Annotated in this window: 13 protein-coding genes; all 13 read right to left on the bottom strand. The window is 34.9% G+C overall.

Translation table 11 applies throughout. The annotated features are described in order from the left end of the window. Positions 1-5 precede the first annotated feature (5 nt). Complete coding sequence (locus HII32_RS06720; protein WP_172189624.1) at positions 6-605, bottom strand: YpmS family protein; 600 nt, start codon at positions 603-605, stop codon at positions 6-8. Between the two features lie 4 nt (positions 606-609). Continuing rightward, positions 610-1,515: a GDSL-type esterase/lipase family protein gene (locus HII32_RS06715; protein ID WP_172189622.1), complete on the bottom strand. Its 906-nt coding sequence runs from the start codon at positions 1,513-1,515 to the stop codon at positions 610-612. A 132-nt stretch (positions 1,516-1,647) separates the two neighbouring features. Next, a complete protein-coding gene (locus tag HII32_RS06710; protein ID WP_172189621.1) occupies positions 1,648-2,502 on the bottom strand; it encodes a DegV family protein in 855 nt (284 codons plus the stop codon). 83 nt (positions 2,503-2,585) lie between these two features. Continuing rightward, positions 2,586-3,077, bottom strand: coding sequence for a dihydrofolate reductase (locus HII32_RS06705; protein ID WP_172189619.1), 492 nt, complete (start codon positions 3,075-3,077; stop codon positions 2,586-2,588). 11 nt (positions 3,078-3,088) lie between these two features. Further along, positions 3,089-4,039, bottom strand: a complete 951-nt coding sequence (locus HII32_RS06700) for a thymidylate synthase (protein ID WP_216655663.1) — start codon at positions 4,037-4,039, stop codon at positions 3,089-3,091. 18 nt (positions 4,040-4,057) lie between these two features. Beyond that, positions 4,058-5,965 carry an ABC-F family ATP-binding cassette domain-containing protein gene (locus tag HII32_RS06695; protein ID WP_172189617.1) on the bottom strand — a complete coding sequence of 636 codons (1,908 nt, stop codon included), beginning with the start codon at positions 5,963-5,965 and terminating at the stop codon, positions 4,058-4,060. Beyond that, entirely contained in the window at positions 5,965-7,170 is a 1,206-nt protein-coding gene (locus HII32_RS06690; protein WP_172189615.1) for a CCA tRNA nucleotidyltransferase, read from the bottom strand. Before HII32_RS06690 ends, HII32_RS06695 begins: the two co-directional genes overlap by 1 nt. A gap of 133 nt (positions 7,171-7,303) precedes the next feature. Continuing rightward, entirely contained in the window at positions 7,304-8,569 is a 1,266-nt protein-coding gene (locus HII32_RS06685; protein ID WP_172189613.1) for a tetratricopeptide repeat protein, read from the bottom strand. A 78-nt stretch (positions 8,570-8,647) separates the two neighbouring features. Beyond that, the gene (locus HII32_RS06680; protein WP_172189611.1) at positions 8,648-8,923 is read right to left on the bottom strand and encodes an HU family DNA-binding protein; all 276 of its coding nucleotides are present in this window, start codon (positions 8,921-8,923) and stop codon (positions 8,648-8,650) included. A gap of 177 nt (positions 8,924-9,100) precedes the next feature. Further along, positions 9,101-10,408, bottom strand: coding sequence for a ribosome biogenesis GTPase Der (gene der, locus HII32_RS06675; protein WP_172189609.1), 1,308 nt, complete (start codon positions 10,406-10,408; stop codon positions 9,101-9,103). Between the two features lie 88 nt (positions 10,409-10,496). Further along, positions 10,497-11,717 carry a 30S ribosomal protein S1 gene (gene rpsA / locus HII32_RS06670; protein WP_172189607.1) on the bottom strand — a complete coding sequence of 407 codons (1,221 nt, stop codon included), beginning with the start codon at positions 11,715-11,717 and terminating at the stop codon, positions 10,497-10,499. Between the two features lie 72 nt (positions 11,718-11,789). Then, positions 11,790-12,473 (bottom strand): (d)CMP kinase, encoded by a 684-nt coding sequence (cmk, locus tag HII32_RS06665; RefSeq protein WP_172189605.1) that lies wholly within the window; start codon positions 12,471-12,473, stop codon positions 11,790-11,792. 27 nt (positions 12,474-12,500) lie between these two features. Further along, entirely contained in the window at positions 12,501-13,217 is a 717-nt protein-coding gene (locus HII32_RS06660; protein ID WP_172189604.1) for a LysM peptidoglycan-binding domain-containing protein, read from the bottom strand. Between the last annotated feature and the right edge of the window lie 12 nt (positions 13,218-13,229).

Below are 13,229 nucleotides of genomic sequence, written 5' to 3'. Positions count from 1 at the left end.
CTTTTTTAAGAATTTTGGTTTGGTAAAATCATTTCAAATACAAATTTACCAGAGCCACTCATATCCATTTTCTTAGCCCGATAATTAATACCATCATTATTGATGTGATTGATATCTAAGTATATTTCATTTTTAGCCGGGTTCATTGTCACCCAATCAGGTAATTTATAGCTTTTTTGCACTAACGCCATCACCACACTAATAGGTAATCGGAGTTTCCCTACGGATAATTTAGTTGCCTTTAACGTAACATTACCGTTGGACTCTACATTAGGAGTTAAAAAGAGTGAATAATTAACCGGACTTCCCAATACAGTTACCGTTCCGTAAACAATGGCTTGATCCTCTATTTTAAAATGGTATTGGTTAGTTTCACCAGCCTGTTGCTTGTTTAAATAATAATCAGACAACGCGTTAATTTGTTTTTTATTAAAAGTAGCTGCTACTGGTGTATTTTGGGTGCTACTTACACCAGTAGTAACTGGCTTTTTTGGATTACTCTTAATTAAGAATATAGTAGTCAATAATCCTAATACTATTAGAATTATTAGTCCCATAAAGCCCCATTTCCAGGGATTAATTTGTTTTTTGGCTTGATTTCTCATTGTATTACTCCTTTAACCAATTTTCATGTTGTTTCATTTCTTGATACAAATCATTGGTCATGATTTGATATCCCTTGTTATTGGGATGAAAATGATCTTGATTACTAATATAGCGATTAATTTCTTTACCTGAACCACTAAAAATATCTGATACCGATTTCGAATTGAGCATATTAGCATTATTCATGTTTCGTGATTCTTTTTCCAATTTTTGTTGTTCAACACGACTATTAAATTGACCATGAGATAACTGTTTATCAATGGAAATAAAATAAGCATCCTTAGTTTGCTTAACCACTTTTTCGCTTGTTAAATTCAATTGATTAACAGCCTTGGAAATGTTTTTAACCTGTGGGAAATAAACATATAGTGGGTTGTAAATACCAAACACATAGATTTGAGCATTAGCATTAAGCTTTCTGATTTCACCTAGTAGTTGTGATTCATGCTGTTCAAATTTTAAATTATTTTGATTTAAATTGCGAGACAACTGATTGCCAGTATCTGTGGGATGATTTTTAAAAAATCCAATCAAATCATTACCACCTGTTGTAATAGTAATAACATCAGCCTTTTTTAAACTATTTCGGACCTTACTATTATGCTGAACCCGTTGTGTAATTGGAGCCGTGGTTTCACCAGCAATTCCATAATTATCCGTAACCATTTCAGCCTTATTACTTCGATTAATTTTTTGGCGAATTAAACCGACATAACCACCCTTATTAGTATCGTCACCAACTCCTTGAGTTAAAGAATCACCGACTGCTGTAAGTTGAATATGTGGTTTAGATTGATGCTGTATTTGGTTATTACTATAAAAAATACCTCCTCCAATAGCTAACAGCATGATAATTAAAAAAATAAAAACTTTATTGCGCTTTTTTTTACTTGTTGATTTAGTTGGCATTATGTTCACCTTTAATGACTTTGTTATTTGAATAATTCATTTTAGCAATTTTAATGATTAACAATCCAATTAAAGAGTTATTTTTATAAAAAATAAAAGACTGGTTTAAAAGAGCTCGACCAGTCTTTTTATTTATCGATGATCATTATAATAAAGCAATGCGAATGCTCCCTCGCCCGTATGGGTCGCAATAATTGGAGTCGTTCTCCTAAATAAGAAAGAAACATCTGGGAACGTTGTTTTAAGTTGTTCCGCTAATTCTAAAATTAAATCCGTTTCAGTAACGTATGAAATACAAATTTGTTGAATATTATTTAGGCTTTTCATATTTTCAATGACGTTATTGAAGTATTTTTTAACTGATTTAACCCCGCGACCTTTGGAACGAATTTTAATCTTACCATCATCATCAGTCACTTCTAGAACCAATTTAATATTTAAAAAGTTAGTAATCGCACCAGCAACTGGATGAATTCGCCCACCCTTGACAATATTATCTAAGGTCATCACACCCAGAAATAAATAACTATTGTCCTTAACAAAATTAACTTCATTAAGAACCTCTGTCATACTGGCGCCAGTTTGTGCTTTTTTAGCAGCAGCTAATACTTGATATCCCAAGCCTCGATCGGTTGTACCACTGTCAAACACAGTCACATCTGCATCACTAATAGTTGCCGCCTGTCTAGCTGAATTAACAGTTCCACTAATGGATTCCATCATATTTATTGATAGCACTTGACTACCATCAGCACCTAATTCATTAAATGTATCTACAAACTTGCCAATCGCTGGTTGACTAGTTTTAGGTAAACTTTTACTAGTCATCATTTTTTCGACAAATTCATCGTTATTAATATTTTCACGATCTACATAGATTGTGTCATCAATCATAACGGTTAATGGAATGATTGTTATATTATATTTTTTAATTTCTTCTTCGGTTAATCCAACCGAGGAATCAGTCACAATTTTAATGTTTGCCATTGACTCCACTCGTTTCCTTAATATTTCTAACACTATCTCACATTATAACAGACAATGTAATTATATCCATTGTGAAATTACACTCATTTTTGTCTTTCAAAAATCTCAAAAGTACAAGCATAAGAATTATAATCATCAGCAATGACATTGTGAGAACTAACTAATTTAAACTGGGAATAATCAATTACTGGCATAAAAGTATCGCCAGCAAAATGACCGTGTATGGTTGTTTTATACAGTTTATCTACATACGGTAATAGTTGTTTAAAAACTTGGGCCCCGCCAGAAATAAAATACTCTTTATCGGGATTTTTACTCATCAATTCCAATAATTTAGTCAAACTGGTGACCTTGGTAACTTCATCAGATAGATCATTTATTTGAGTAGTTAAAACGATATTTTCTCTTCCTGGTAAAACTCGTTTATAACTATCAAATGTCCGTTTACCTGACACTAACGGGTGGCCCATGGTGGTATTCTTAAAATATTTCATATCAACCGGTATATGCCATGGTATCTTACCATCCCGACCAATGACACCATCAATATCTTGAGCCCAAATAAAGGAAATCATCTTATCCCTCCCTAAACTGCTACTGGTGCTTTAATAGCTGATTGAGCATGATAGTCAACTAACTTAATATCATTCATCTCAAAATCTGCTAACTTCGTTTTAGCCGGATTAAGCCATAAAGTAGGTGCCTTTAAAGGAGTCCTGGTTAACTGCTCATTAACTTGATTTAAATGATTAGAGTAAATATGGGCATCTCCTAAAGTATGCACAAAATCTCCCACCTCTAATCCAGTTTCTCTAGCAATCAAATGAGTTAATAATGCATAACTAGCAATATTAAAGGGAACTCCTAAAAAGATATCTGCTGAACGCTGGTAGAGTTGGCAACTTAGCTTACCATTAGCCACGTAAAATTGAAACATCGTATGACATGGTGGTAAAGCCATACTAGGAATATCTTCTGGGTTCCAGGCCGATACAATTAGTCTCCGAGAATTAGGATTATTTTTAATTTGTTCAATAACGTCATGAATCTGATCAATTGTTTCACCAGATGAAGTTTTCCATTTACGCCATTGACTGCCATATACTAGTCCTAAATCACCATATTTATTAGCGAAATTGTCATCAGATAGAATCTGATCACAGAAGGCTTTCTTTTGAGTTTGATAAATTTGATTAAATTTTTCATCATCCTCTGCTCGATGTGCAAAGTCAGTCATATCTGGACCTGAATAATCATTAGAATTAACGTATTTTTCAAAAGCCCATTCATCCCAAATATGATTATTATGCTCTAACAAGAATTTAATATTAGTATCACCTTTTAAAAACCAAAGTAATTCACTTTTAATTAACCCAAACGGAACCTTTTTAGTAGTTAAGATCGGAAATCCTTCGTTTAAATCAAATCTCATTTGGTATCCAAAGGTGCTCAGAGTTCCTGTATTAGTTCGATCACCTTTTTGATGACCATGATCTAAAACATAACGCTCTAGGTTTAAATACTCCATTTCATTCATTTTAATTTACCTTTCCCACTAGTCTACGTACTGACTCAAATATTCCCAGCGTTCCATCTTTTGATTGATTTGTTGATCTAATTGATCTTTTTGCGTTTGCAAGTCAGCTAATTTATCATAATTAGCACTGTTTTCTAACATTTGATCATCGATAGCGACTTTTTGATTCTCGAGTTTATCGATATCATCTTCTAAATGATCCCATTCCATTTGTTCCGCATAGGTTAGCTTCGTTTTAATTTTTTTAGCAACTGGTTCTTTTTTACTGCTCTTAGTAACAGAATGGTTATTGGCATTTTTTTCGTTTACCTTGGCCTGCTTAGTTGCCGTATTTAATTGATTTAAGAATTCAGTAAATAGTCCACGTTGTTCCTCGATAACCCCATTTCCTTTAAAGAATAGTAAACGATCCGCTACTTTATCTAAGAAATAACGATCATGAGAAACGGTAATAACCGTTCCTTGAAATTGTTGAACGTAATTTTCTAAAACGGTTAATGTTGCAATATCTAAGTCGTTAGTTGGTTCATCAAGCAACAAAACATTGGGCTGCTCCATTAAGAGCTTTAATAAATATAGTCGTCGTTTTTCGCCACCTGATAATTTACGAATTAAAGTACCGTGCATAAATTTTGGAAACAGGAATTGTTCTAACAGTTCGGCAACGCTAATTTTTTCGCCATCCTTATTAACTACTTGTTGTCCTATTTCTGATAAATAATTAATGACTCGTTTATCTTCTGGGATGGGTTCAATTTGTTGAGTGTAGTACCCAATTTTAACCGTCTCGCCCACTTTTAAAATACCACTATCTAAATTTAGACGTTCGGCTAAAACATTTAATAAACTAGATTTACCAGCACCATTTTCACCACTAATACCGATGCGTTCGCCACCTTGAATAAGGGTATTAAAATCTTTAAGAATAACTTTATTTTCAATGGTTAAATTACCATCTTCAATTTCAAAAACCTGTTTACCTAATCGTTGTTGCCCTAAATTGATATCCACGGTTTCTTCAGTTTGCAAGGTATTGACATTTTCTTTTAGTTCATTAAATCGATTAATACGTGCTTGTTGTTTAGTGGAACGTGCCTTAGCTCCAGCTTTCATCCAATCTAATTCTGTTTTATATAGTTGTTGCCGTTTGTGTTCGGCGGCCACTTCACCTTCAACCCGTTCAGCCTTTAAACGAACATATTCTTGATAATTACCTTGGTACTGATAAAGATTGCCAAACGATAATTCCCAAATCTGGTTAGCGACTCGGTCCAAGAAGTAACGATCATGTGTTACTAATAAAATAGCTCCTTTATAAGCGGCCAAGTATTTTTCTAGCCATGCAATAGAATCAAAATCCAAATGGTTAGTGGGTTCATCTAATAATAATAAATCTGGTGATTGAATTAACACTTGGGCTAACCCGACTCGCCGACGTTGTCCCCCAGATAAGTCTTTTATTTTCTGTTCATAATCATAAATCTTTAACTGAGTTAGGATAGTTTTAACATTATTTTGAACGTTCCATGCATCAAATTCGTTCATTTTGGCCTCAGCATTTTCATACCGTTTTTGCCATTTTTCGTTTTCTGGTCGATTAGAATAATTATTTAGGGCATTTTCATACTCTCGAATTACTTGATAAATTGCTTGGGATCCAGAAAATACTGCTTCCATGATAGTCATATCGGCTGGTAATTCTGGATCTTGTTTTAAGTAAGCAATTGTATACGAATTTGAAGTAGTAATTGTTCCCGTAAAATCATGATCGGTACCCATCAATGCATTAAGCAATGATGATTTTCCCGTTCCATTGGTTCCAATCAACCCAATTCGATCTTGTTCATTAATAATGAAATTTAACTTGTTAAAAAGTATTTTTTCACCATAAGTCTTAGTAAGATCTTCTACTCGCATTGTTTGCATTAGTTATTTATCTCCATATATTCTTTACTAGCATTAATTAATGCTTCTTGTTGATTGGGTATTTGTCCATTAACTACTTGTTGTTCTAAAAAGGTCAGTAAATTACCAAGTTGTGGTCCAGGAGTTACAACTTTTTGTTCCATCAAATCTTTGCCAGTTACTACTAAATCTTTCTTATTAGTAATTGGTAATTGATGTAATTTCTGCCTTAACTGTTCAAAGTCTCGCTTGGGTTGAGTGATATTTGCTACTGCAATCGCATTTTCTACTCCGATTGTACCCGCTTGATAAATATCCCAAACCGTAGCCGATTGGATTTTATTTAATAATTTAACCGTGACTTCTACATCATTAATTATCTTATTAGAAGTTTTCCACCGTCTTAACCACTTAGCAACTTGCTGATCGTTAATTCCAATTGTAATTGCTAACAAGCTCCAAACCTGAGCTTCATTATTTAATGCAATATCATTTTGAGATAGTTGCGATAACACAGTGGCACTATCGGATAACCCTGGTAAATACTGGAATAAATTAGTTTCTATTAGCTGAGCCAAACCATTTGCTGCCGCTTGACCTAGCATTAACTTAATAAACTCTTCATGGATTCGTTCTAACGCAATTTTTTCTAGTAATTGAGCGTGATCTTTAATTGCCAATTTGGTATTAGTTTCAATTGAAAAGTTTAATTGACTGCTAAAACGAACGGCTCTCATCATACGTAATGCATCTTCATGAAAGCGTTCGTTAGGATCACCAACGGCCTTAATAACTTTATTGGTTAAATCAGTTAATCCGCCAAATAAATCCGTAATATCGCCATGATCGTCCATTGCCAAAGCATTAATTGTAAAATCACGACGTTTTAAATCATCTTTTAACGAGCGGACAAAAACTACTTTATCAGGACGACGATAATCTTGATAACCAGATTCAGTTCTAAAAGTTGTTACTTCATAGCCAGTTCCATGATCTAATACCATCACTGTACCATGTTCAATGCCCGTATCTACCGTTCGATTAAAAATTTCCTTAACTTCTGCTGGATAAGCACTAGAGGCAATGTCTACATCATGAATTGGTTTTTCCAAAATAGTATCGCGCACTGATCCTCCAACAAAATAAGCTTCATAACCAGCGGCTCGTATCGTTTCAATTATTGGAAGAGCCAGTTTAAATTGTTCTGGTAAATTCGTTAATTTCATGGTCTCTCCTCCTCGTTAAATGTGTCTATGATTTATGATAACAGATAATATTGACTGACAAAAGCGGTCGTTATAATCCCTGTGAGGACAAATAAAAAATCCTTGGCTTAAATACTTGCCAAAGATTTAATAATTATTCATTGTAAAGTTCTTCATCTAGTAGTTCAGTAATTTCTGCATCACCAGGTACCAGTTTTAAGTAATTGGTAAATAGTTGTGTGGCCTGTTCATGATCGCCAGTGGTCCGGAAAAACAATCCCGCTTCTTTAAGAAAATCAGCATTATCTTGTAACTCTCTTTCAGCAATTTCATAATTATGCTTAGCTGCTTTCCCATTCCCTAATGAATTATTGGCTGTTGCTAAGTTCCACGCCAACATAGCATCAAATTGATCTGTTTCTTGCATTGGTTCTAGCAACTCAATTACATCACTAAAGTCTTCATGTTTGATATACCAGGCTGACAGTCTGGTAATAATAGCCAAGTTATCTGGATCAACAGCTAGTCCTTGTTTTAAATAATTTAAAGTCAAATCATCTTCACCCACCATTTGAGCAATATTGGCAGCCTTTAGCCAAAGTTGTTCATTATACTGATCCACACTAAGACCTTCTTGGATAGTTTTAAGAGCTTGACTGTTTTCATTTTTTTGAACATAAGCATCCGATAAATAGGAATATAAAGTAGCATACTGAGGATCAGTATCACGTAATTCCTCGAATTCTTTGATTGCTGCTTCGTAATCTTTTAGATTGAAATAAGTAAAAGCTAACTCAAATCGAGTATCTGGAGTTAAATCCACTGGTTTAATTTGTTGTAAGTAACCTAAGGCTTGTTCAAAGTGGCCTGTTTCAGCATATGAGACCCCTAAACGATCAACTAAGTTAACATTAGCCATCGCTAAATTGCCTCGCTTAATCAAGCTTAAATAGAGATTAACGGCTTTGTTAAAGTTTCTGGTAGAAAAATAAAATTCGGCTAGAGCAAAACTAATAATATCTTCATCTGGTGCCAATTGACGAGCCATTAATAATTTTTGTTCACTAATCTCAAATAATTCTTGAGTTTGATAAAGATCAGCCGCTACCAACAGTGATTGAACGTAGACTGGGTCATCTCGATTAATTTGAGATAAATAATCCAGTGCTAGTTCATCGTCTTCATCATCAATTGCCAGTTCGGCCAAATGAATTTTAATTTCTCCTTCATCAGGATACTTACCTAATAATTGTTGATAGATTTCTTTAGCATTTTCCGTAAATCCTAATGAATACAATTCTTCTGCTAAGGAAAACAATAAATCATCGGTATCATTTTTTAATGCTAACTGAAAAGATTTTTGAAAATCATCTAGTTGACCTGATTCTAATTGATCTAGTGCTGTTTCTGAATAGCTCATAAAATCACCTCATTGTGTTGTTCAACCAAAATAAAAAAGCCAGGCGACAAATGCCGTTCTGGCTTAAACAGATGAATACTATTTAACAGCATCCTTCAAAGCTTTACCAGGCTTAAATGCTGGTACTTTGCTTGCAGGAATTTGAATTTCTTGACCTGTTTGTGGGTTGCGACCCTTACGAGCGGCACGTTGACGTACTTCGAAGTTACCGAAACCGATCAATTGTACTTTTTCACCCTTAGCTAAGCTAGCTTGGATTGATTCAAATACAGCATCAACGGCAGCAGTAGCATCTTTTTTAGTCAAACCAGTTGCTGATGCAACATCACTAACTAATTCTGCTTTGTTTGCCATGAGTAATTCACCTCCTCAACAAATAGGTATGTAAAACTACGGAATTAAACAAAACCATAATTTTAGAAAAAAATACTAATCAAGTACCTTTTCTTTTTCAAAGATAGCACAAGAACCGCGTCATTGCAATGTTTTTTACCTTAATTATAGTTGTCTAGTTGATAGTTTTACCAATTTTTATTTTCTATTTCGTTTAATTAATCTAATCGGAGTTCCACTGAAATCAAAATGATCTCTAATTTGATTTTCCAAAAAGCGAGCATATGAAAAATGCATCAATTCGGGATCATTAACGAAAACAACAAAGGTTGGTGGTCCAACTGCTACTTGAGTAGCATAGTAAATTCGTAGTCGTTTTCCACTAACTGTTGGGGTCGGATGAATAGCTACCGCATCCATAATAACATCATTTAAAGCCGATGACTGAACCCGACGCTTATGATTAATGTTAACTTGTTTAATTAAATCAGGTAGTTTTTCAATTCGTTGTTTAGTTTTAGCGGATACAAAGATAATAGGAGCATAGCTCAAATACTGAAATTCGTTTCTAATTAAAGTTTCAAAATCTTTTTGAGTATGATTGTCCTTTTTCAAGGTATCCCATTTATTAACAACAATGATAATTGCTCGACCAGCCTCATGGGCGTATCCCGCAACCTTTTTATCTTGTTCCCGTAAGCCTTCTTCGGCATTAATCACAAAGAGGACCACATCACTTTCATCAATTGCCTTCATTGCACGCATTACACTGTAACGTTCAGTATTTTCATAAACCTTACCGCGTTTTCGAATACCGGCAGTATCAATCATAGTGAAATCAGTATCGTCAGTTGTAAAGTGCGTATTAATGGCATCACGAGTAGTACCAGCAATATCTGATACAATAACTCGTTGCTCCCCTAAAATAGCATTAACCAATGATGATTTACCGACGTTAGGACGACCAATTAAACTGAATTTAATACTTTGATCATCTTCATCATCAGTTTTTTCACTGAAATGACTAATAACTTGATCTAGTAAATCACCTAATCCTAATCCGTGAACTCCAGAAATGGGATATGGTTCACCAAAGCCCAATGCATAAAAATCGTAAATATCTTCACGCTTTTCTGGATTATCAACTTTATTCACCGCTAATACAACTGGTTTATCAGAACGATACAAGATTTTGGCCACTTGTTCGTCATCGCTAGTTAAGCCTTCTTTACCACTAACAATAAAAATAATTACGTCAGCTTCATCAATCGCAATTTCGGCTTGACTCTTAATTTGTTCAACAAACGGAGCATCACTAATTTCGATTCCACCAGTATCAATCATGGCGAATTCACGACCCAACCATTCCCCGTGGGCATAAATTCGATCTCTGGTTACACCAGGAGTGTCTTCAACAATAGAAATTCGATCTCCAGCAATTCGATTAAAAATCGTTGATTTACCGACGTTAGGACGACCGATAATAGCAACTATTGGTAGTGTCATAATTATCACTTCCTTTTCAATTCATTTCATTTTTATGAAAAAAAGATTATCCCTTCAACAAGGATAATCTCTTTTAAAGTTTGTTAACCTAGTTTTGGTCAGAATCGTTAAGATCTTTTCCAATAATATCGCCTAAAGTAAAACCAGTTTCTTCTTCAGGAGCATTCTGAATTGAATTATCTGAAACAGGAGCTGATTCTCGCTTGTTGTCTTGTTTCTTGGCACCTTCTGGTTCAGGTAACAATGCCTTGATAGAAAGAGCTAAACGACGACGTTCTGGATCAACACTTAATACCTTAACTTGAACTTTTTCACCAGTGGTCAACTTATCAGCTGGAGTGGCAATATGTTCATGGGCAATTTGTGAAATATGAACAAGTCCTTCAACACCAGGGAAGACTTCAACAAAAGCACCAAAGTCAGTAAGACGCTTTACAGTACCTTCAAGAACGGCTCCTGCAGGGGCTTTATCTTCAATACCATCCCATGGTTCTGGCAATGTTTGCTTAATTGAAAGTGAAATACGATCACGGTCAAAATCAACTGAAAGTACTTTAACAGTAACTTTTTGTCCCGCTTTCAATACATCAGAAGGTTTGTTAACTCGTTCATATGAAATTTCAGAAACATGAACCAATCCATCAACACCACCAAGGTCTACGAAAGCACCAAAGTTAGTTAAACGTGCGACAGTACCTTCCATAACGTCGCCGTCTTTAATAGTTTCCATTAATTTTGCTTTATTAGCTGCCTTTTCTTCTTGCACAATGGCTTTGTGTGAAAGAATAAGACGATTTGAAGCTGGATCAATTTCGATAATTTCAACTTCGAGTTCTTGACCCTTAAATTGATTTAAATCTTCAACGAAACGATCTGAAATCATTGAAGCAGGAATAAATCCACGAACACCAGCATCAACTACTAAACCACCTTTAACCACTTGGGTAACAGGTACTTTGATAGTTTCTTTATTTTCAGCTTTTTGTGCTAATTCATCCCAAACTTTGCGTGCTTCTAATCGACGTGAAGATAGCAAATAGCTACCGCCTTCTTTATCGTTACCAATCTTAGAAGTAACGACGAGGCTCAATGTATCTCCGGCCTTAAAATCATCTACTGATTGGTTAGATGAAAGTTCACGTTGTGGAACAACACCTTCAACACCAGTACCTTCAATCCCAACAATTAATTGTTGACTATCATCAATGGCCAAAACTTCACCAGTAACTACGTCTCCGATCTTAACCTCACTCACACTATTTAAAGCATCAAGCAAGTCTTTGTTTTCACTGCTATCTTGTTCACTCATGCGACATTTCCTCCTTGAAACAACTCTATTATAGATTTTAGCGTAAAATGACAATTAATGCTAGTTAATTGCCTAATTACTAGTTAAATATTTTTCAATGATCGTTGAAATTTTTTCAACAACCTCATTAATAGTCATTGAAGTTGTATCAACTTCAATGGCATCCTTGGCTTTTACTAACGGTGATAATGCCCGATGAGAATCTTTATAGTCTCTATCTCTAATTTCTTGTTTTAAGACTTCTAGAGATGTATCCATTCCTTTAGCTATGTTTTCTTTATAGCGACGTTCTGCCCGTTCATCGACACTAGCGATTAAAAATATTTTAACCTCAGCATTGGGCAATACGGTTGAACCGATGTCTCTTCCATCCATTACAATACCACCCTTAGCAGCAAGAGCTTGTTGTTGATCACTTAATTGCTTTCTAACAGAACCTATAGCCGAAACTGCCGAAACAGAATTAGTTACTTTTTCAGAACGAATAGCCTCAGTGATATCTTCACCGTCAATAAATACTTTTTGACCATTTTCAGTTGGCTTAAATGAAATCACTGAATTTTGCACAATTTTAGTAATTGCAGCTTCATCATCTAAATCAACTTTATTTTGTAATACTTTATAAGTGATGGCCCGATACATTGCTCCGGTATCACAGTAAATATAGTTAAATTTTGTAGCTACTAGCTTTGCTACTGTGCTTTTACCAGCCGATGCTGGGCCATCAATTGCTACTTGAAGTCCATTTTTATGCATTTACATTTCCTACCTTAAATAAAATTACTATTTCACTTTTAACTGTTGACCCGGATGAAGTTCAGACGCTGATGATAAACCATTCAACGCCATTAATTCAGAAACGGTCATTCCATTATTGACCGCAACTCGATAAATTCCTTGTCCTTTACCAACAGTGGCATAGTGAGTACCAGTACTAGAACTGGCAGTTGCAGAAGTAGCTGAACTAGCACTGTTACTTGTTGCACTAGAATTATTAGTATTAGCTGTATTACTGTTGTTAACAGTATTTTGACTAGTAGTAGATGATTGGCTAGAAGCATCATTTTGACCATAGTTATTATTTTGACTACTATCATCAGTCTTGCTATTGCTATTACTGCTTTCACTAGTGGAACTCGTTTTGTCCTCTACACTCTCACTACTTGCATCAGTAGAATCTGTCTTCTTAGATGATTCTGTAGCTGACTTCTCTGAAGATTTTTTTTTTGAAGAACTGGTAGCTTTAACCTGCTTACTAGTTCTCACACTACTAGATGCCTGAGCCTTAGACTCCTCTTTACCTAATGCACTTTGCTTAGACAACCCATAGACAATGGAAGCCACTGCAATTAATGCAATAATTGCGATCAATCCGACAGTCAATAAATTATGGCTTTTGTTTGCTTTTCTCATTTGAGTACGAGAAAGGTTACCGTTAGCATCCCGACTTTCGGAAAAAGTTTGGTTCCATGGTTGATCCTTTTTATTATCTGGTTCCATTTAATTAATAGC

The organism is Lentilactobacillus kribbianus, from assembly GCF_013184075.1.
Classification (GTDB): Bacteria; Bacillota; Bacilli; order Lactobacillales; family Lactobacillaceae; genus Lentilactobacillus; species Lentilactobacillus kribbianus.
The sequence above is the reverse complement of the archived record's forward strand: the minus strand, read 5'-3'. Positions and strand labels throughout refer to the sequence as shown.

Excerpts from the sequence above, each read along its gene's own strand:
- HII32_RS06690 (WP_172189615.1), bottom strand. The coding sequence starts at position 7,170 with ATGAAATTAACGAATTTACCAGAACAATTTAAACTGGCTCTTCCAATA.
- rpsA (WP_172189607.1), bottom strand. The coding sequence starts at position 11,717 with ATGAGTGAACAAGATAGCAGTGAAAACAAAGACTTGCTTGATGCTTTA.
- HII32_RS06720 (WP_172189624.1), bottom strand. The coding sequence starts at position 605 with ATGAGAAATCAAGCCAAAAAACAAATTAATCCCTGGAAATGGGGCTTT.
- HII32_RS06705 (WP_172189619.1), bottom strand. The coding sequence starts at position 3,077 with ATGATTTCCTTTATTTGGGCTCAAGATATTGATGGTGTCATTGGTCGG.
- HII32_RS06685 (WP_172189613.1), bottom strand. The coding sequence starts at position 8,569 with ATGAGCTATTCAGAAACAGCACTAGATCAATTAGAATCAGGTCAACTA.
- HII32_RS06695 (WP_172189617.1), bottom strand. The coding sequence starts at position 5,965 with ATGCAAACAATGCGAGTAGAAGATCTTACTAAGACTTATGGTGAAAAA.
- cmk (WP_172189605.1), bottom strand. The coding sequence starts at position 12,473 with ATGCATAAAAATGGACTTCAAGTAGCAATTGATGGCCCAGCATCGGCT.
- HII32_RS06710 (WP_172189621.1), bottom strand. The coding sequence starts at position 2,502 with ATGGCAAACATTAAAATTGTGACTGATTCCTCGGTTGGATTAACCGAA.
- der (WP_172189609.1), bottom strand. The coding sequence starts at position 10,408 with ATGACACTACCAATAGTTGCTATTATCGGTCGTCCTAACGTCGGTAAA.
- HII32_RS06680 (WP_172189611.1), bottom strand. The coding sequence starts at position 8,923 with ATGGCAAACAAAGCAGAATTAGTTAGTGATGTTGCATCAGCAACTGGT.
- HII32_RS06715 (WP_172189622.1), bottom strand. The coding sequence starts at position 1,515 with ATGCCAACTAAATCAACAAGTAAAAAAAAGCGCAATAAAGTTTTTATT.
- HII32_RS06700 (WP_216655663.1), bottom strand. The coding sequence starts at position 4,039 with ATGAATGAAATGGAGTATTTAAACCTAGAGCGTTATGTTTTAGATCAT.
- HII32_RS06660 (WP_172189604.1), bottom strand. The coding sequence starts at position 13,217 with ATGGAACCAGATAATAAAAAGGATCAACCATGGAACCAAACTTTTTCC.